This is a genomic window from Bradyrhizobium sp. Rc2d (assembly GCF_900099855.1).
In the GTDB taxonomy this organism is placed as follows: Bacteria; Pseudomonadota; Alphaproteobacteria; order Rhizobiales; family Xanthobacteraceae; genus Bradyrhizobium.
In genome coordinates, this window is record NZ_FNCU01000004.1 from 243,719 (window position 1) to 263,114 (window position 19,396).

18 protein-coding genes and 1 tRNA gene are annotated in these 19,396 nt (G+C 65.8%); 14 read left to right on the forward strand and 5 right to left on the reverse strand.

The window, feature by feature from the left end; all coding sequences use genetic code 11:
* Positions 1-15: 15 nt before the first annotated feature.
* The gene (locus BLV07_RS08995; protein WP_176945426.1) at positions 16-1,110 is read left to right on the forward strand and encodes an adenylate/guanylate cyclase domain-containing protein; all 1,095 of its coding nucleotides are present in this window, start codon (positions 16-18) and stop codon (positions 1,108-1,110) included.
* 64 nt (positions 1,111-1,174) lie between these two features.
* On the opposite strand, the gene BLV07_RS09000 is transcribed toward BLV07_RS08995, so the two are convergent.
* The 3 genes from BLV07_RS09000 to tsaD are packed head-to-tail and all read right to left on the reverse strand — an operon-like array spanning position 1,175 to position 3,647.
* Positions 1,175-1,588: an EVE domain-containing protein gene (locus tag BLV07_RS09000; RefSeq protein WP_091882779.1), complete on the reverse strand. Its 414-nt coding sequence runs from the start codon at positions 1,586-1,588 to the stop codon at positions 1,175-1,177.
* A gap of 2 nt (positions 1,589-1,590) precedes the next feature.
* The gene (locus BLV07_RS09005; protein WP_091882782.1) at positions 1,591-2,571 is read right to left on the reverse strand and encodes an NAD(P)H-dependent glycerol-3-phosphate dehydrogenase; all 981 of its coding nucleotides are present in this window, start codon (positions 2,569-2,571) and stop codon (positions 1,591-1,593) included.
* A 2-nt stretch (positions 2,572-2,573) separates the two neighbouring features.
* Positions 2,574-3,647 (reverse strand): tRNA (adenosine(37)-N6)-threonylcarbamoyltransferase complex transferase subunit TsaD, encoded by a 1,074-nt coding sequence (gene tsaD / locus BLV07_RS09010; protein ID WP_091882785.1) that lies wholly within the window; start codon positions 3,645-3,647, stop codon positions 2,574-2,576.
* A 151-nt stretch (positions 3,648-3,798) separates the two neighbouring features.
* On the opposite strand from tsaD, the gene BLV07_RS09015 reads away from it, so the two are divergent.
* The 5 genes from BLV07_RS09015 (at position 3,799) to BLV07_RS09035 (ending at position 8,391) form a co-directional block, all read left to right on the forward strand.
* A complete protein-coding gene (locus BLV07_RS09015; RefSeq protein ID WP_091882788.1) occupies positions 3,799-4,545 on the forward strand; it encodes a uroporphyrinogen-III synthase in 747 nt (248 codons plus the stop codon).
* A 72-nt stretch (positions 4,546-4,617) separates the two neighbouring features.
* Positions 4,618-5,859 carry a COG4223 family protein gene (locus tag BLV07_RS09020; RefSeq protein WP_091882791.1) on the forward strand — a complete coding sequence of 414 codons (1,242 nt, stop codon included), beginning with the start codon at positions 4,618-4,620 and terminating at the stop codon, positions 5,857-5,859.
* Positions 5,860-5,894: 35 nt separating this feature from the next.
* Positions 5,895-7,655, forward strand: coding sequence for a heme biosynthesis protein HemY (locus BLV07_RS09025; protein ID WP_091882794.1), 1,761 nt, complete (start codon positions 5,895-5,897; stop codon positions 7,653-7,655).
* A 99-nt stretch (positions 7,656-7,754) separates the two neighbouring features.
* A tRNA-Thr gene (locus BLV07_RS09030) sits at positions 7,755-7,830 on the forward strand.
* A gap of 165 nt (positions 7,831-7,995) precedes the next feature.
* Complete coding sequence (locus BLV07_RS09035) at positions 7,996-8,391, forward strand: hypothetical protein (protein ID WP_091882797.1); 396 nt, start codon at positions 7,996-7,998, stop codon at positions 8,389-8,391.
* A 69-nt stretch (positions 8,392-8,460) separates the two neighbouring features.
* Here BLV07_RS09035 and BLV07_RS09040 read toward each other — a convergent pair whose 3' ends face one another.
* The gene (locus BLV07_RS09040) at positions 8,461-9,510 is read right to left on the reverse strand and encodes a polysaccharide deacetylase family protein (protein WP_091882800.1); all 1,050 of its coding nucleotides are present in this window, start codon (positions 9,508-9,510) and stop codon (positions 8,461-8,463) included.
* Between the two features lie 252 nt (positions 9,511-9,762).
* Between BLV07_RS09040 and BLV07_RS09045 the strand changes: the two genes are divergently transcribed.
* Positions 9,763-10,098 carry a hypothetical protein gene (locus BLV07_RS09045; protein ID WP_091882803.1) on the forward strand — a complete coding sequence of 112 codons (336 nt, stop codon included), beginning with the start codon at positions 9,763-9,765 and terminating at the stop codon, positions 10,096-10,098.
* Positions 10,099-10,267: 169 nt separating this feature from the next.
* Positions 10,268-10,483: a cysteine rich repeat-containing protein gene (locus tag BLV07_RS09050; protein ID WP_091882805.1), complete on the forward strand. Its 216-nt coding sequence runs from the start codon at positions 10,268-10,270 to the stop codon at positions 10,481-10,483.
* A gap of 106 nt (positions 10,484-10,589) precedes the next feature.
* On the opposite strand, the gene BLV07_RS09055 is transcribed toward BLV07_RS09050, so the two are convergent.
* On the reverse strand, positions 10,590-12,278 hold the full coding sequence (locus BLV07_RS09055; RefSeq protein ID WP_091883073.1) for an MFS transporter: 1,689 nt from the start codon (positions 12,276-12,278) through the stop codon (positions 10,590-10,592).
* Positions 12,279-12,415: 137 nt separating this feature from the next.
* On the opposite strand from BLV07_RS09055, the gene BLV07_RS09060 reads away from it, so the two are divergent.
* The 6 genes from BLV07_RS09060 (at position 12,416) to BLV07_RS09085 (ending at position 19,352) form a co-directional block, all read left to right on the forward strand.
* Positions 12,416-13,789 (forward strand): hydrolase, encoded by a 1,374-nt coding sequence (locus tag BLV07_RS09060; protein WP_176945427.1) that lies wholly within the window; start codon positions 12,416-12,418, stop codon positions 13,787-13,789.
* Between the two features lie 34 nt (positions 13,790-13,823).
* Entirely contained in the window at positions 13,824-15,188 is a 1,365-nt protein-coding gene (locus BLV07_RS09065) for a cytochrome P450 (protein ID WP_091882811.1), read from the forward strand.
* Between the two features lie 50 nt (positions 15,189-15,238).
* Entirely contained in the window at positions 15,239-16,648 is a 1,410-nt protein-coding gene (locus tag BLV07_RS09070) for an adenylate/guanylate cyclase domain-containing protein (protein ID WP_091882814.1), read from the forward strand.
* A 288-nt stretch (positions 16,649-16,936) separates the two neighbouring features.
* On the forward strand, positions 16,937-17,425 hold the full coding sequence (locus BLV07_RS09075) for a tellurite resistance TerB family protein (RefSeq protein WP_091882818.1): 489 nt from the start codon (positions 16,937-16,939) through the stop codon (positions 17,423-17,425).
* A 221-nt stretch (positions 17,426-17,646) separates the two neighbouring features.
* A complete protein-coding gene (locus BLV07_RS09080) occupies positions 17,647-18,426 on the forward strand; it encodes an SDR family NAD(P)-dependent oxidoreductase (RefSeq protein ID WP_091882821.1) in 780 nt (259 codons plus the stop codon).
* A gap of 125 nt (positions 18,427-18,551) precedes the next feature.
* Entirely contained in the window at positions 18,552-19,352 is an 801-nt protein-coding gene (locus BLV07_RS09085) for a glutamine amidotransferase (protein ID WP_091882824.1), read from the forward strand.
* The last annotated feature ends 44 nt before the right edge of the window (positions 19,353-19,396 follow it).

Consider the following 19,396-nt stretch of genomic DNA (forward strand, 5'->3'; position numbering starts at 1 on the left):
CGTCATGATCGAGCCATGCAGCTCTCTCCGACGCTCGCCTGGCTTGTCGACGCCGCCTCAGACAGTCCTGGGGCGGACCGCCTGCTTGCGGAACTCGGCGCCCATCTGGTTGCTGATGGCGTGCCGCTTGCGGCGGGCGCCCTGACGCTGGAGGTGCCGCACCCGCTGATCGCGAAGCGGACCTGGTTGTGGCGCGCCGACAGCGGCCGGGTGATCGAAGCGCTCGGCTTTGCCCCGGGCGGGCTGGCACCGGACCCGCCCAACGATGCCGGCCGCCGCTGGCTGCGCGACATTGCGGGCGGTGAGGTGCATGAAGACATTGTCGGACGGGCAGATGGGCCGCAGCTCGGTTGGATCGGGCCGCGCCCGTTCACCGCAGATGAAATCGAGCATTTGCGTCAAGCTGCACGTTTTGCCGCGACGCCGCTCGCCGTGCTCGCCGCGCGTGCCACGCTGCGGGCGACGCTGGACGCCTATCTCGGCAGGCGCAGTGCGGAGCGGGTGTTGGCGGCGCCGCTGCGGCGCGATCTCGGCGAGACCATTCAGGCCGCGCTGCTCTATGCCGACTTGCGCAACTTCACCAGCTTATCGGAGACCAATCCGCCGGCCGATGTCATCGCGGCGCTCGACGCATGGTTCGACCGGATCGCCGGCGCCGTTCACGCTTTCGGCGGCGAGGTGCTGAAATTCATCGGCGACGGCGTGCTCGCGATCTTTCCCGTGATCGAGGCGTCGCCCCGCCGCGCCTGCGATGCCGCTCTGCGCGCGGCAGGCGCGGCCGAAGCCGGGATGGTGTATCTCAACGCGGAGCGCCGCGGCCAGGGCTTGCCGCCGCTCGCGTTCGGTGCCGCACTTCATCTCGGCGAGATGCTCTGGGGCAATATCGGCGCTGCCAACCGGCTCGATTTCACGGCGATCGGTCCCGCCGTCAATCTCGCCAGTCGGCTCGAAGGATTATGCAAGCCGTTGGGGCGGACCGTGCTCGTGTCGGGCGCGCTCGCCGCAGAGACGGATACGCCCCTCATCGCGCTCGGATCGCATTCGCTGCGCGGCATTGCCGCGCCATGCGAGGTTTTTGCGCTGCCGGAGACGCAAGCGCGGACATCGTAGTAGCGACACGCGGGTGCAGTGCTCCCGGATATCGCTTCACTCATCCGGGCTACAGCACCTGCTCTTAAATCCCACCCATCTTGCAGACGAGCTTCCACTCCTCCGCCGTCACCGGCTGCACCGACAGGCGCGAATATTTCACCAGCGCCATGTCTGCGAGCTTCTTCTCGGCCTTGATCGCGGCCATCGTCACCGGCGTCTTCAAGGGCTTGTCGGCCTTGATGTCGACGCAGACGAATTTCTCCGTCTTGTCGGTCGGGTCCGGATAGGCCTCCTTGATGATCTCCGCGATGCCGACGATCTCCTTGCCCTCGTTGGAATGATAGAAGAACGCCTTGTCGCCCTTCTTCATCGCAACGAGGTTCTGGCGTGCGGTGAAGTTGCGCACGCCGGTCCAGGCCTCGCCCTTGGCGCCCTTCGCCACCTGCTGGTCCCAGGACCACACCGACGGTTCGGATTTCACCAGCCAGTACGCCATGTTCATTCCTCTGCCTTGAAGGGGCGCGTCAACAGCCCCGAGATCGCGGCGTCAATCGTGCTCCGGCCGCTCAGGATCGAAGCGACCGCTTCTGATACCGGCATCTCGATGTTTTGCGAAGCCGCAAGCTCGATCAGCACCGGCGCGGTGGACTCGCCCTCGGCAAGCTTGCCCGCGGGCGGGTTCTCGCCGCGGCCCAGCGCAAGGCCCAGCGCGAAATTGCGTGATTGCGGGCTCGAACAGGTCAGAATGAGATCACCGAGGCCGGACAGGCCCGTGAGCGTCTCGCTGCGCGCACCAAGCGCGCGTCCAAGGCGAGTGAGCTCGGCGAAGCCGCGGGTCGTCAGCGCGGCCTGGGCCGAGGCGCCGAGCTTGCGCCCGACCGCGATGCCGACCGCGATCGCCAGCACGTTCTTGGCCGCGCCGCCGATCTCGACACCTCGGATATCAGTGGAATGATAGGGACGGAATGTCGCCGAGCCCAGCGCCTGCACCAGGCTGCTGGCCAGCGCTTCTTCCTTCGCGGCCAGCGTTACCGCGGTCGGCAGGCCGCGCGCGACGTCGTCGGCGAAGCTCGGGCCCGACAGGATTGCCGGCTGCGCGCCCGGTGCGGCTTCGGCAATCACCTCAGTCATGAATTTGCGGGTGCCGTGCTCGATGCCCTTGGCGCAGGCGACGACAGGGACCGGCCTTGCAATGCGCGAGGACAGCAGGTTGACCGCGCTGCGCAAGTGCTGCGCGGGCGTTGCGATCAGCAGCATGTCGGCACGTGCGGCGAGCGCCAGATCGCTCGTCACGACAATCTCCGGAGCGATCCGCACGCCGGGCAGGCGCGGATTGTCGCGCGTCGAAGCGATGCGCGTCGCATGTTCGGCATTGCGCGCCCACAGCGTCACGTTCCGTCCTGCCCGCGCCGCCACGGTTGCCAGCGCCGTGCCCCAGGCGCCTGCCCCGATCACGGTGACGGAGTCGAACGCGGTCATTACTAGAATCCCGCCCGCGTGTTGCCGTAGCCGGCCGGTGCCGTCGCGTTGGCGTCGAGCAACCAGCGTGCGCGGGGCTGCGCTTCCATCGTGTCTGTCATGCCGAGCGCGAGGCGCTCGGCGCCGGCCCAGGCGATCATCGCGCCGTTGTCTGTGCAGAGCGCGGGCGGCGGCATGATCAGCTGGGTCCCAGCTTGCTGCGCGACATCGAGCAGGGCGCCGCGGATGGCCTGATTGGCGGCAACGCCGCCGGCGGCCACGAGTGCGCGTGGCGCGCCGAACTGCTCGCGGAAAAGTCTTAGGCCGACGCTCAGCCGGTCCGCCGTCGAATCCAGCACGGCGGCTTGAAAGCTCGCGCAGAGGTCGCTGATGTCCTGCGGCGTGAGCTCGGCGATGCGGCTTGCTTCGTTGCGGACCGCCGTCTTCAAGCCCGACAGCGAGAAATTGGCATCGGGACGCCCCTGCATCGGGCGCGGGAAGGCGAAGCGCATCGCATCGCCGCTTGCCGCCGCGCGCTCGACCTGCGGACCGCCGGGATAGGGCAGGCCCAGCATCTTCGCGACCTTGTCGAAGGCCTCGCCAATGGCGTCGTCGACCGTGGTGCCGAGCCGCACATACTGGCCGACGCCAGTGACGGCGACGATCTGGGTATGTCCGCCCGAGGCGAGGAACAGGCAATAGGGGAATCCGATCCCGTCGGTGAGACGCGGCGTCAGCGCATGCGCCTCCAGATGGTTCACCGCGATCAGTGGGGTGTCGTGCACCATCGCGATCGCCTTGGCAGTGGTGAGCCCGACGATGACGCCGCCGATCAGCCCCGGCCCCGCCGCCGCGGCGACACCGCCCAGCTGGGCGAAGCCGACGCCGGCCTCGCTCATGGCGCGGTCGATGATGCCGTCGAGCAGATCGACATGGGCGCGGGCGGCGATCTCCGGCACCACGCCGCCGAAGCGTGCGTGCTCCTCGACCTGCGACCGCACGATGTTGGACAGGATCTTGCCGCTGCCGTCAGGCGCACGCTCGATCACGGCCGCGGCGGTTTCGTCGCAGGTGGTTTCGATGCCCAATACCAGCATTGGCGAATTGTTATCCAATTTGCGCCCTTGCGCTCATCCGTAAAGCAGAGTTCTGGTACGTCCGGTAGCATTCCGGGGATGGCTTGCGCAATCGTCACGCACGGCCGTCCTCGTAAATGCGCCACCGCCACGTGGTTCGGGAACACCAGCGATGTCCATTCTTGTCACACGAGCGCATCCCGACAATGAGGCGACGGCGGAGAGTCTGCGCGCGCGGGGGCATGTGGTGCTGCTTGCTCCGGTGCTCAAGTTCGAGCCGGTCGCCTTTCATGACGAGCGCGAGACGAACTATAACGGCGTCATCGTTACATCGGCCAATGCGATCCGTGGGGTCGCGCCGCAACTGCGGGACCTTGGCTTGTTGGAGCTGCCGCTGTTTGCGGTCGGCGAGCACACGGCGGCTGCGGCGCGCGATGCCGGCTTTGCCGACGTGATCGTCGCCGGTGGCGACGCTGCGGCCTTGCGCGACAAGGTGGTGCAGAGTGCACGCGACAAGGTGCTGAAGAAAAAGAGCACGCTGCTTTACCTCGCGGGTGCGGATCTGTCGCGTGACCTCGGCAACGAGCTCGGCGCCGAAGGATTCAATGTGGTCACGCAGACCACCTATCGCATGTCTCCGGTCAAGTTGCTGCCACGCGAAGTTTGCGACGGCTTTGCCGCCCATGGGATCGAGGCGGTGCTGCACTATTCCCGGCGCAGCGCGCGTGCGTTCCTGGACGCGGCGCGGGACGAAGGTGTCGAAATCTCGGCGCTGGCTATACCGCAATGCTGCCTGTCCGAGACGGTTGCTGGCGTGCTGCGCGAAGCCGGCGCGTCGCAGGTTCTGGTGGCGGCGACGCCGGACGAAAATGCCTTATTCGACACCTTGGAGCGTGCTTTGCGCACTCGTTTGGCGTAAGAGGTCGGGCCGAATCCGACGCAATCGGATCCGAAGGACCTGTGCAAGGTATGGATGTGAGGAACCGTCACGATGGTCGATGACAAGCCTGAAGACGCAGGATTGGCCCCCGACAGCGGTCGTGCCAAGCGCACCCCGCCCACCATCGACCTCGAGGCGACCGAAGTCTCGACCCAGCCGCAGCAGGCGGCGGGCGAGCCCGAGGCTCAGGCGGCGCCGGAGCGCGCCGAGACCGAGTCGTCACAATCCGAGCAGGTCAAGTCCGAGCCGGCTGATGCTGAGCCGGAGCGCGATGAGGCGCCGGCCGCCGTTGCATCCGCGCCCGTCTCTCCGCCGATTTCGCCCTGGGTCGTTGCTCCGCTCTCCGGCGCTGTCGCAGCGGCGGTCGTCATCGCGGTCGGCTGGATGCTGGGCTGGCCCGCCGTGCAGGCGCCGCCTGCCGCATCGCAAGTCACGAGTGCGACGATCGATGCGCTCAGCGGCCGCGTTGCCGCGGTCGAAGCCAAGGCTGGCAAGCCCGTGGCCGATCCGGCGACGGCGGCGCGGATCGACGCGCTGGAGAAGTCCGTCGGCAGCCTGCGCAGCGACATCGCCAATTTGCGCGCGCAGTCCGACAAGGCGGCGAATGCACTGAACGAGGTGAAGTCGGCTCCAAGCGCTGCCGCGCCCGATCTTAGCGCTCTCAACGACCGCATCGCGCAGCTCGAACGCGCCGGCAGGACCGAGCGGGCCGAGCTCGCGCAGCAGGGCGAGAAGATCGCCGACGCCAAGACGATGGACGACAAGCCGCTGCGTCATGTGGTTGCGGCGGCCCTGCTCGATGTCGCCGTTCGCCATGGCGATCCCTATCAACAGCAATTGGCTGCGGCGCGGTCACTGGCGGCCAAGCCCGACACGCTGAAGCCGCTCGACATCTTTGCTTCCTCCGGCATCCCGACACCGGTCGCACTGAGCCGCGAGCTTCTCAACATCGTGCCGAAATTGTCGCCGCCGGCGGAAACCCAGACCGGCGGCAGCGGTATCGTCGACCGCCTCCAGGCCGGCGCATCGAAGCTCGTCCGCATCGAACGCACCGACGGCGTCGGCAATGATCGCGGTGCGATCGTGACGCGCGTCACCGCGGCGGCGCTACGCAACGATTTCGCGGAGGCACGTCGCGAGCTGAAGTCGCTGCCGGAGGCCGATCGCACCGCGGCGCAAGCCTGGCTCGACAAGGCCGATGCCCGCGACGCCGCGCTCGCCGCGTCCCGCAAGTTCGCCGACGATGCCATGGCGGATCTCGCCAAATCTGATCCGGTCAAGCCTGCTCAATAAGGTTCGCGCAACAATCAGCGCGTATAGAGATCACCATGCTTCGCATCGTCCTCTTTCTCATTCTGATCGCACTGGCGGCGGCCGGTGGAGCCTGGGTTGCCGATCAGCCCGGCGATTTGGTCCTGACCTGGGGCGGTCTCCGTGCCACGACGACGTTTCCCGGGTTCGTGCTCGGGCTCGGCATCTTCGCAGCCGCAATCGTGCTGGTCTGGAGCATCCTGACCATGATCTGGCGCATGCCGGGGCGTTTGCGCCGCCGTCGTCATGAGAAGCGCCATGCCCGCGGCCGCCACGCCATCACTCACGGCCTGCTCGCAATCGGTCATGGCGACACCGCGCTCGCCCGTCGGCATGCGGAAGCGGCGCGACGGCATGCGCCGAACGATCCGCTCGCGCTGCTCTTGCACGCGCAGTCGGCGCAGCTCGAAGGCAATCGCGACGAAGCGCAGCGCGTCTTCCGCGCCATGGCCGAGCGTGAGGACACGCGGCTGCTCGGTCTGCGCGGCCTGTTCATCGAGGCGCAGCGCGCCGACGATGCGGTCGGCGCCGTCATGATCGCCGAGGAAGCCATCAAGCTGTCGCCGTCCTCGACCTGGGCCTCGCAGGCGGTGCTCGGCTTCCGCTGCGCGCGCGGCGACTGGAGCGGCGCGCTCGCGATCCTCGATTCGAATCTGTCAGCTGGCCTGATCGACAAGCGGAGCTATCGCCGGCAGCGCGGCGTCCTGCTCACCGCGCGCGCGCTGGAATTGGAAACCATGGACCGCGACGTCGCGCGCGAGAGCGTGATGGAGGCGGTCAAGCTCGCGCCGACCCTGGTGCCGGCCGCGGTGCTCGCCGCGAAATTCGAGAGCGAGGCACATCAGGTGCGCCGCGCCATGAAGCTGGTCGAGGCCGCCTGGCTCGCCAATCCGCATCCCGATCTCGCGGATGCCTATGCTCATGTGAAGCTCGGCGATTCCGCGCGGCAGCGCTTGCAGCGGGTCGAGACGCTCGCGGCCAAGACGCCTGCCGACAAGGCAGGTCAGATCGAGGGCCAGCTCGCGATCGCGCGCGCTGCGATCGATGCCTCCGAGTTCGCCCGCGCGCGCGAGGCGCTCGCGCCCTACGTCAACGATCCGACCCAACGCGTCGCGCTGCTGATGGCCGAGATCGAACGCACCGAGCATGGCGACGGCGGCCGTGCCCGCGCCTGGACCTTGCGCGCGGTGCGGGCCCGCCACGATCCGGCCTGGACTGCGGACGGCTATGTCAGCGACCGCTGGCGTCCGGTCTCCCCGGTCACCGGCCGTCTCGATGCGTTCCAGTGGCAGACACCGGTCGCGAGCCTTCCTTCCGACAAGGGCGCCACGATCGAATCCTCGGCCTTCGAGGAGGCCATGCTGGCGGCCCCACCGCCGAAGCGGGTGACGGCGGCTGCCAGCGAAGCTCCGGTGGAACCGCCGGCGGCGCCCCCAGCGCCAGCGCCGGCCGCCCAGGACAATTCGCCCCCTCAGGCCAAGGAGCCTACCAAGGAAGCTGTCAAGGAAGAGCCGACCCTTATCCCCGCCGAGCCGGTTGATCCCGCTCCCGCGCCCGTCGAATCATCGTCGCCGGCGGCAACGCCGGTGTTCCGGAGTCGCGCCGACCTCGGCAAACCGGGACCGGCCCCCATCCCTGCCGTAATCCCGATCGTCCGCGCGCCTGACGATCCCGGGATCGACGACGAGGGCCCGAGCGATGAATTTACGGAACAAATCGGCACGCCGAAGGCCCAGGCCGGCGGCTGGCGCGGATTCTGGTCCCGCTGGGGCGCGTGAGACGCATTTCAAACGCCGCTTGTCCTTGCCAATTCGGGCCATGCCCGATATCAGGGGCGCGCGTATCGGGCCGGCATCGTCCTGGCTCCGGCAGGGTTCGCCGCAATAGCTCAGTCGGTAGAGCACGTCATTCGTAATGACGGGGTCGGGGGTTCGAATCCCTCTTGCGGCACCAGTGCCTCAGTTCATCCGACCCTCACAAGCCCGGCGTTTTGACCAGCGCATCCAGCCTGCTCGAGCACACGGTTCAAGACTGCACGGCAGCCCGAGTGACCGTGATCACATAAGCTCGGGCGCGCTTCCCGTAACGTCCAGCAACGCCAACACGGGGAGATTTCACATGCGCAAGATCATTCTGGTTGCCGCCATGCTCCTGGTTTCCGCGTCTGCCCAGGCAGGCGGGCCCCGCAGTCTGTCGCTGGCCGCGGCAGGCGAGCAGACCTCCGCGCCGCAAACCACGACGTCGGCGACCGCCACCGCGACGACGCAGCTGAGCGAAGTCGCGCCAACCACGGAGGCTCCGAAATATTCCGATCGTCCGCCGGCCGTGTCGCTTTCTGCGCCGGCTGCGGCGACTGCTCCGGCCGCGACGACGCCCACGACGAGCTCCGCGCCGGTCGCGACGACCAAGCCCGCCACCAAGACCACGGCCAGGGCGGACAAGCCGAAGCACAAGCGCAGCTGGACCGAGCGCCGCATCATCAGCGAGCTGCACCGTCACGGTATCTACTGGTAACAGCCGCTTGCCCAAAGCAAATGGCCGGGCGAAGGCCCGGCCATGCGCATATTGAAGCGGTGATCACGGTTACTGCGAAACCGTCTGCACCACGCTTCCGATCGGACGCGCGCTCGAGGTCGGCACCTTCAGGTCCTTCAGCAACGCCTCGTCATATTCCGGCAGCGTCTGGAAGGTGGTCTTGGCCTTCATCTGCACCACCTTGTAACCGCCGGCCTTGAGCCGCGCGAGCAGGGCCGGCAGGGCTTCGCCGGTGTGCTTCTGGAAGTCGTGCATCAGGATGATGCCCTTGCCGAGCTTGTCCAGCCTGGTCATCACGGTCTCGACGATCTTCTCCGGCGTGGCGCCCTTCCTGAAGTCGAAGGAGTCGATGTCGGTCGAGAACATCGCGACGTTGCGGGTGCCGAAATAGGTCACCATCGCCGGATTGTGCTGAAGCTGCGGGAAGCGGAAGAACGGCGCCGGGTTGGTGCCGAGCGCGAATCGCACTGCGCTGAAGCCCTTCTCGACCTCGTCCTTGACCTGTTGCTCGGTCATCTTCTTGCTGTTCAGGTTGACATGCGACCAGGTGTGCGTGCCGACCGTGTGGCCCTGGGCCAGCACCTGACGCAGGATCTCCGGATGATAGGTTGCGTGCTTGCCGACCGAGAAGAACAGGCCTTTGGTGCATTCATCCGCGAGCGCCTTCAGCACCGCGGGCGTGTTGACCGGCCACGGACCGTCGTCGAAGGTCAACACAACCTCCTTCTCGGTGAGGAAGTCGAACTGCTTGAAGTGCTCGAAGCCGAAGCCGGGACCGCCTGTGGTGTCGATCTCGACCACCCGGGCAACGCCCAGCGCGTTCGGATTGGCGCAGGCCTGTTTCTGCTGCGCCGGCATGGCGGGGGCGGGCGCAGGTGCTGCAGCAGCTGCCGCCGGCTTGGCCGCGATCGTCGCGGTGGACTCGACATCGTCCTTGGCGGCGAGCTTCGCCGGTGCCGGCAATGGATCGGCGGCACGGGCGGCAACTGTCTTGGGAGCGCCCTGATCGGCGCGCGCGGAATAATAAAACCAACCGCCGGCGGCGATCACGACCGCCGCAAATACACTGGCCAGCATCAGGCCCAACGCATTACGCATCGCTATTCTTTCCAATTACGCAACCAAACCGGCGGAATTTCCCGCGCGACGAGCCATTAATGCGAAGGAACAGTTAACGTGACACCAACGCGACAGCGGTTGCGGAGGAATTTCAGCGAGGTGCGCCAAAGTGACGGAGGTCACAGAGGCTGCGCCTGCCGTGACTGTCATCACAGTGGAAACCGTTTTGCCGGAGCATCGTAGTTCCCATCAACAACGGGCGCCGTTCGACGGCGCCAATGGGAGCTTCAAATGACCAAGTCTTTTTCTGGCAAGTCTCGTCCTGCCAAGCCTCTTTCTGCCAAGTCCCTGACCACCAAGATCCGCGACACCAGCCTGGCCCTGGGCTTTGCCACCATCGTGTCGATCGTTTCGACGACCTCGAGCTTCGCCTTCTCGGCCGAGGCGCAGCAGATGTGCACCGGCGATGCATTCCGCCTCTGCTCGGCGGACATCCCCAACATCCCGAAGATCACGGCGTGCATGATCAAGCATCGTTCTGACTTAAGCGCCGGCTGCCGCGCGGTGATGGACAAGGACCTCGCCAAGGGCGCCTCGCGCAAGATCGCTGACGCGCAGGACAAGTAGTAAGCAATGCGGCGATCGTTGCGTCGGTTAGCTCCCCTCGCGATGTGCCCCGGCGTTAAGCCGGGACCATGCGGCGGCACGTTGCAGCCAATCAACAAAGCCGTTGCGGCCTCGGGATCACCGCACTAGCTTCGCCCGCACATTTCTTCCGGGTAAGAGGCATTGCGCGATGACCAGATTGCTTTTCATTATTCCTTTGCTCTTGTGCGCATCGAGCGCGTTCGCGCAGCAGCAGCCCGGCCACGATGCCTGCGCGCGTGATGTCAGCCGCTTCTGCCGACCCGTGATGAACAATGGCGACGGCGCCGTGCTCGCCTGCCTGAAGCAGAACCGTACCCGGCTGAGCAAAGGCTGCGACAAGGTGCTGACGGATCACGGGCAGTAGTGGTTTTCGTAGCCCGGATGGAGCGGAGCGTAATCCGGGGTTCTGTTTCCGCGGTGAGACCGTCCCGGATTGCGCTTCGCTCCATCCGGGCTACAGGTTGACAGACTTACGTGCTGCTCCCCGCCGCAGTCGCGACCACCGGCAGCACCTCGCTATTGGCGCGGTCCGGCGTCTCCTCTTTCCAGCGCACCGAGCCGAACGGACGTTCAAGCATGCGCCTGATCCGCACTGGTTCGGGACCGATGTGGAAATCGATCGCCTGCTGATGCAGCGCGCGTTCGGACTGGGTCGAACGGTTGCGCTGGCGTAGATAGTCGAGCCAGGTCGGACAATGATAGCGCTCGGTCCACAATTCCGGATCGGCGATGTCGCGCGCGATCGACCAGCCATAGGCACCATTGCGTTGCCTGGAGAGCTGCACGTCCTGCATCACATTGTGGAAGGCGCGGGCATTCTCCTGGCTCACCCGGTATTCGATCTCGACCACCAGTGGCCCACTGCGGCCGGTCAGCGACAGCTTCACCTCGGGATCGGCCAGCACCTCGGCATCCTCGTTGCGCGCGCCGACGCGCGGCATCGCCAGCCAGATGCCGAGCAGCGGCGAGATCAGCATCAGGCCGGCCGCGACCAGGAGCGCGACCTCGACCCCGGCATAGTCGGTGAGATGGCCCCAGCCCCAGGCGCCGATCGCGATGCCGCCCGAAATCGAGGCCTGGAACGCCGCAAGCGAGCGGCCGGCGACCCAGCGCGGCGCCGAGAGCTGCACGCCGATATTGAACAGCGCGACCGCGGCCATCCAGACCGCACCGGCCAGCACCAGCGCGGTCGCCGTCAACACCGGCTCCGTGCTCAAGGCGAGTGCGGCCATCGCGAGCGCCATCGAGATGGTGCAGGCGCGGATCGCCGCCTCGCCGCTCATGCGCTTGCGCAATTCATGGATGTTGAGCGCGCCGACCACCGCGCCCATGCCGAACGCGCCGAGCATGATGCCGTAGGTCTGCGCGCCGCCATGCAAGAGGTCGCGCGCGACCAGCGGCATCAGCGCCATTACGGCGCCGCCGATCAGGCCCATCACCAGCGTGCGCAGCAGCACGATCTTGATCGGCGGCGAGTTGGTGATGTAGCGGAAGCCGGAGACCATGGCGCGGTTGAGCTTTTCCCGCGGCAGGCGCGAGGGTTCGGTGCTGCGACGCCAGAGCAGCAGCACCACCAGCAGCGGCAGATAGAGGACCGCGTTGCAGGCAAACGCAGCGACTGCGCCGGCCGCGGCGACGATGACACCGCCGACCGCCGGACCGAAGCTACGCGCGATGTTGTAGCTGATGCCGTTCAGCGCGACGGCCGACGGCAACGCATCCGGCGGCACCTGCTCGCTGACCGAGGACTGCCAGGCAGGTCCAAACAATGCGTTGCCGCTGCCGACGACGAAGCAGAACGCCAGCAGCGTTTCCGGCGTGATCAGCTTGAGCCCGGCCAGGATCGTGAGCGCGGTGGCGCCGGTCAGCGCGATCGACAGCGAGACCAGGGTGACGATGCGGCGGTCATACATGTCGGCGATGGCGCCGGCCGGCATCGAAATCAGCATGATCGGCAACATCAGCGCGGTCTGCACCAGCGCCACCTTGTCGGCGGAGGCCGCCATCTGCGTCATCGCCCAGGCGGCACCGACGCCCTGGATCAGGAGGCCGAGATTGGAGAGCAGGCTGGCGAGCCAGATGCGCCGGAATACGGTGTACCGCAGGGGTGCGGTGATGCCCTCGGCGGCAATTCTCTGGCGGTTCGTCTGCTCGGTCATATCCCCTTCCATATCGGGTGTCAGAAGTGGTCGTGGTGATTCCGGCCAATTCACTGATGCCTGCGAAAGTCCTTCGCTGTCCAGTGGTTAGGTCGGTATAAGCGGTGCAAAGAGGCGTTTGCCGGGGGGAGGAACAAATGAAGCTGTCGCGACGGACGATCCTGCAAGGGGTCAGCAGCCTGCCTTTCGCAGTTGCGAGCTTGCGGGCAGGCGCGATGGCCCAAACTGCGCCGGCCGCCACGCCAAGCACCGAGCTGCCGCCGATCCTGTTCGTCCACGGCAATGGCGACTACGACGCGCTCTGGATCACGACCTTGTGGCGGATGGAATCCAACGGCGTCGCGCGCGATCGCATGGCGGCGATCAATTTCACCGATCCGCTGGCGCGGAGCGACGACAAGGTCGAGCAGGCGAACCGGTCCTCGACCGAGGACCAGCGCCGCGGGCTCACTGCGGCCATCGCGGACCTGAAGCGCCGTACCGGCGCGTCCCGCGTGGCGTTGGTCGGCAGCTCGCGCGGCGGCTATGCCATCCGCAACGTCATCAAAAATGGCGGCGCCGGCGATGTCAGCCACGCCGTGTTGTGCGGCACGCCCAATCACGGCGTGTTCGCGACCGACGATACGCCCAACAACGAGTTCAACGGCCGCGGCGCATTCCTGCGCGGCCTGAACGAGGGCGAGAGCGAGGTGACGCCGGGCACGGCTTTTCTCACTCTGCGCAGTGACGGCCTGGACAAATATGCCCAGGCCGACGGGCGTTTCATCGGAAAGCCCGGCGTTCCGACCGGTGTCACCGCCGAAGGGCCGGAGCTGAAGGGCGCCACCAACCTCGTGCTTGGTGCGCTCGATCATCGCGAGGTGGCGTTTCATCCGCGCGCGTTCCGCGAGATCTACAAGTTCATCGCCGGCCGCGAGCCCACGCGTATCGCGATTGTGCCGGAGCCAAGCGTGAAGTTGAGCGGTTTGGTCACGGGCACGCCGGGCGGCGTGTCGACCAACCGTCCGGTGGCGGGCGCAACCGTCGATGTCTTCCGCGTCGATCCTGAAACGGGAGAGCGCAACGGCGGGGCGCTGCACAGCGCAAAGACCGGTGCCGATGGCCGCTGGGGACCGGCGCAGGTCAATCCGGCCTGGTCACTCGAATTCGTCCTGGCATCGCCCGACGCGCCGACGACGCACATCTACCGCTCGCCCTTCCCGCGCTCGTCCGACGTCGTGCACCTGCGTCCCGCGCGCCCGCTCGGGCCGGCCGACAAGGACGCAGGAGCTGTCGTGATCATGTCGCGGCCGCGCGGCTATTTCGGCCTGCCGCGGGACGTGGTGCTGCTCGACGGCAAGGAGCCGGCCGACGTCAAACCGGGCGTGCCCACGGATGCGGCAGCAACCCTGCGGCTTCCGGCCAGCGAGGTCGGGCGTAACATCGTGGCCCAATTTGGCGAAGAACGGATTGTGGCACGCGCCTGGCCCGCCGCCGAGAACAGGATTGCGATCGCCGAGCTGACTTACTAGCTATTGACCTGCGTCACTTCTGCGGGAGCGAGCCATGAACATCGCCAGCGTGCGTCGGCCCCTCATCCCTCCGACGCCGCCGCGCGCGCCGGATGACATGTCGTTCTTTGGCAAGCTCGCGGTGATCCGGCAGAACATGATCGCGACCTGGGGACAGCGTGCCTATGAGGAAGACGTCATCCCGGGCCGCTTTTTTCTGCGCAACAGTTTCATCCTCAACCAGCCGGACGCGATCCGACACGTCCTGCTCAGCAATTACGAGAACTATACGCGCACGCCGGCGGGCATCCGCATGCTGCGCCCCGTGCTGGGTGACGGCCTCCTGATTGCGGAAGGTCATTCCTGGACGTTTCAGCGCCGCACGCTCGCGCCGGCCTTCACGCCGCGCGCCACCGCAAATCTCGTCCCGCATATGACGGCGGTGCTCGACGAGACCATCACAAAGCTCGATACGCGAACCGGCGAGCCGGTCGATCTGCGCGAGGTCATGCAGCACATGACGCTCGAGATCGCCGGACGCACGATGTTCTCGTTCGGCATGGACCGGCATGGCGCGACCTTGCGCAACTTCATCATGGAATATGCCGCGCGGCTGGGGCGGGCTTATTTCCTCGACATGGTGCTGCCCGTGTCCTGGCCGAGCCCGATGGATTTCGCACGGGCGCGGTTTCGCAAGCGCTGGACCGAATTCGTTGCCATGCTGATTGCCGAACGGCGCGCGGCGGGCAAGAAGGACGGCGCACCGCCGCGCGACCTGTTCGATCTCATGGACGAGGCACGGGATCCTGAAACGGGCAAGGGCTTTTCCGACGAACAGCTCGTCGACGAGGTCGCGACCATGATTCTCGCAGGTCACGAGACCACGGCGACGGCGCTGTTCTGGGCGCTCTATCTGCTGTCGCTCGATCCTGACACGCAGGAGGAAGTTGCCACGGAGACCCGCGGCGAACATCTCGACAGCATCGCCGACATCGATCGGCAGAAGTTCACTCGTGCCGTGATCGAGGAGACGATGCGACTCTACCCGCCCGCCTTCCTGGTCGCGCGTGCCGCGCGCGATAGGGACAACGCGGCCGGCATCGAGATCGGCAAGGGCGATATCATCATGATCGCGCCGTGGCTTTTGCACCGGCACGAGAAACTGTGGGATCAGCCGAACGCGTTCATTCCAAAGCGCTTCATGTCGGCGGAGCCCGATCGCTTCGCATATCTGCCGTTCGGCGCGGGGCCACGCGTCTGCATCGGCGCGCCGTTTGCCCAAGCCGAATCGGTGCTGGCGCTGGCCCGGCTGATCGGTGCGTTCCGCGTCGAGCTTGCCGATACCGTTCCCGTGATCCCGCATGGCGTCGTCACGACCCAGCCGGACCACTCACCCATGTTCCGCATCACCCGTCGGTAACGGACCCTCGTCTGGCCGATGGCGTGATCCAGCTTAGACAGAGCCCCGCCATGAGCGACATCCAGGCCCAGTTTTCCGTTCTGAAGCAGACAGCCGATGCAAAGGTGGTCGATGCGATTGCGCGCCTCATCCAGGATGGCGAGGACCACGAGCTCAACCGCGTCAATGTCCTCGATTTCTCCCGGCATCACGGCCTCGACGAAGAGCGCGTCATCTCGGCTTTCCTGCATTCGGCCAGGCTCGGTCTGTTCGATCTCGGCTGGAACGTGCTGTGTCCGGGTTGCGGCGGCGTGCTGGGCGCTCACTCGACGCTCAAGGCGCTCAAGCCGGACGACTATCACTGCGCGCTCTGCGCCTGCGGCTACAAGGCGTCCGTCGACGACCAGGTCGAGGTCTCTTTCACCGTGAATCCGCGCGTCCGGCGCATCGCGGCGCACGATCCCGATACGCTTCCGGTGTGGGAATATTTCAAGCAGGTGTTCTGGAGCTCCGGGGTCGACTTCAACAAGGAATCGTTTGCGACGCTGGCCAACGAGGTGACGCTGGATACGATGGAGCTGCCGGCCGGCGAGAAGGCGACGATGTCACTGCAATTGCCGAGTGATTTCGTCATCATCTTCGAGCCGGTGACGCACGCCGCTCATTTCATCGATGTCCAGGGCGAGCCGACCAAGGACCGTCAGCAGCTCGCCATCATGTACAACAAGGTGCAGGCCCCAACGGGAACGACGACCATGCGGCCGGGTCCGCTGCGGCTATCGCTGGAAAACCAGGCCGGTGTGCGCGTGCTGCCGTCGGTGTTCATCGCGGCCGAGGCGCTTCATCATCTCATCGGCAAGCGTAAGCCGTTCCTCACCGCCAAGCGGATGCTGTCGAACCAGACTTTTCGCGACGTCTTCAAGGCGGACAATCTCAGTCTCGACCAGCGGCTCCAGATCACCTCGCTGACGTTCCTGTTCACCGACCTGAAGGGATCGACCGCGCTTTATGAGCGCGTCGGCGATCTCGCCGCCTTCGATCTCGTGCGCGCGCATTTCCGTGCGCTGCTGGAGATCATTGCCGCCGAGAAGGGGGCGGTTGTAAAGACGATCGGCGATGCTGTCATGGCGACCTTCGTGAGACCTGAGCACGCGATTACGGCGGGACTGCGCATGCGTGCAGCCATGGATGAATTGAACAAGGAACGCGGCGCCAACGATCTCATTCTCAAGATCGGCATCCATGAAGGTCCATGTCTTGCGGTGATGCTGAACGAGCGCCAGGATTATTTCGGCCAGACAGTCAACATCGCCTCGCGCGTGCAAAGTCTGTCGACCGCGCAGGAAATTCACATCACCGGCCCGGTGCTCGATGCGCCCGCGGTTGCTGAAATCCTTCAGCAGCGCGAGATCAAACCGATCCAGAAGCACGCCGCGCTGCGCGGCATCGCCGACAAGATGGTGGTGTATGAGATACCGTAATCATCACCCGACGTCGTCCCGGCGAAGGCCGGGACCCATACCGCGTGATCTCTCGGTTGCGAATGGACACAGTAAAAAACGACCAATCTTCGCCGAACTACACCCTGTGGTTATGGGTCCCGGCCTTCGCCGGGACGACCCCTGAGGGGTGCTTCAAATCACGACAACAGATTGCCGAAACGTAATGCAGCGCGCGGAACTGACGTACATTGCGCCGGTTGAGTTTGCTGCTCATATAGTGCTGATAACAGCCACCCCTCGCGGCTTCATCGATCTCGGTAGGACTTTATGCTCGACGGCCTGCGCCAATTCATCGCCGACATTGTTGCTCCCCATGACCAGGACCGCGCATTTGGCGACAGCGACTATCGGCTGGCGGCCACGGCGCTGCTGATTCACGTGGTCTCGCTGGACGGCCAGCCGAGCGCGGCCGAGCAGCGCAAGCTGCACAGCCTGATCGAAAGCCATTTTGGGCTCGATCGCGGCACCGCGGATCGGCTGATCGCCGACGCCACCCAGGTCGAGGGCGAGGCGGTCGATCTCTATCATTTCACCAGCGTCATCATGCGCTCGCTCGACGAAGAGGGGCGCAAACGCATCGTGCAGATGATGTGGGAGCTGGTCTATGCCGACGGTCAGGTCAGCGAATTCGAGGACAACGTCGTCTGGCGCGCCTCCGACCTGCTCGGGATATCGCAGCGCGACCGGATCGACCTGAAGCACGCGGTCGCGGACCGCGTCGGCGGCCAAGTCAAGGACAGCGCTGTCGGCGGCTGACAGCTCTAGACGCGACTGATCGCGGCCTGCCCGGACACATGACGAAACTTTAATTTATCCGCTGCCTGCGCTGAATCCGCCTGCAAATCAACGGTTTTTCAGCGCGGCCTGTCGTTCTGCTCAAGCGGCCATGCTGGCGGCGCGGCTTGCATGTCGCGCGCGGCCTGTGCTCTCGTTCCGCCATTGCGGGGCCAAAAACTTGAATTCAAGAGTCTTCCATCGTGACTGAGCGGGTGACGCTGATCACCGGTGCCTCGGCGGGCATCGGCACGGAGCTGGCGCGTGTGTTTGCTGCCAACGGGCATCGCCTCGCGTTGACGGCGCGCCGGACGGATCGGCTGGAGGCGCTCGCGAACGAGCTCGCCGCCAACGGCGGCAAGAAGCCGATCGTGATCGCCTGCGATCTCGAGCAAGCGGATGCCGGCAAGACCATTGCGGCAGCACTTGCCGCCGAAGGCGTCGAGCTCGATCATCTCGTCAACAATGCCGGCTTCGGCGTGTTCGGCGATGCGATCGAGCGCGATCGCCTCGAGCAGCTCGGCATCGTCGACGTCAACGTGCGGGCCCTGACGGATCTATCGCTGCGCTTTGCCGATCAGCTCATCAAGAACAAGGGCGGTCTTCTCAATGTCGGATCGGTCGCCGGCTTTCTGCCTGGCCCCGGCATGGCCGTCTATTACGCCTCCAAGGCCTATGTGATTTCGTTCACCGAAGCCTTGCGGGCGGAGCTCGCGCCGCGCGGCGTTCGCGTCACCGTACTTTGCCCGGGTCCGGTGCCCACCGAATTCCAGGCGCGCGCCGGTGTCGGCTCCCAACATGATACGGCCGTTCTCAACGTCTCAGCCGCCGAAGTTGCGCGCGATGCATATCGTGGCTTGATGGCCAACAAACGGGCAGTGCTGCCTGGTCTGGGCATCAAGATTGTGCCGTTGGCGCTGCGTTTCTTCCCGCGAGGCTTCATCCTGGCCGCTACCAGCCGGTTTCAGAGGCGCAGGCACTAGAGAAAACTTTGAAGCACCGTAGTGGCCCGGAGCTTGCTTCAGCCGGTGTGTGTGCGCGAACTCACACGATGTTAACCATCGCTTAGCTATGCTGGCGGCCTGAACCGATAGCACTCGCAGAGGCCATGTCGTTCCGGACGGACAGGTTTGGTGGCGCAGAATTGGTGCCCTTTCCCAGAAGGACGCCGGGCGCGGCCGCCTCCGCTTCCGAAGCCCGGTTGCCGGTTCTGATCGTCCTGCATCAGGAATCCTCGACGCCCGGCCGGGTCGGCAATGCGCTGCGCGCGCTCGGCCATCGCCTCGACATTCGCCGTCCCCGCTTCGGCGATCCCCTGCCCGAGACGCTCGATCAGCATGCCGGCGCCGTGTTCTTCGGCGGTCCGATGAGCGCCAATGATTCCGACGACTACATCCGCCGCGAGATCGACTGGATCGAAATTCCGCTTCGTGAGCAGCGTCCGTTCCTTGGCATCTGCCTCGGCGCGCAGATGCTCGCGATGCAGCTAGGGGCCCGCGTCGCGCCGCATGCGGATGCGCTGACCCAGATCGGCTATTACCCGATCAGGCCGACCGCTGCGGGCCACGCGCTCTGCCCGGATTGGCCTGCGCAGGTCTATCATTGGCATCGCGAGGGATTTGAGCTGCCGGTCGGCGCCGAGCAGCTCGCGGAAGGTGATGATTTTCCGGTGCAGGCGTTCCGTGCCGGCAACGCCTTCGGTGTGCAGTTTCATCCAGACGTGACCTACGCGATGATGCATTGCTGGACCACGCGCGGCTATGACGGCTTCAGCGCGCCCGGCGCGCGGCAGCGGCATCACCATTTCGCGGATCGTGCCGTCTACGACCTCGCGGAGCGCGCCTGGCTCGATCACTTCATCAATGGCTGGCTGGCGCGCCGGCCGGTGCTGGCGCAAGCCGCCGAGTGAATCGCGCCTCCGCGCAAGCCCTTGCCTCATCCCTTTATATGCTA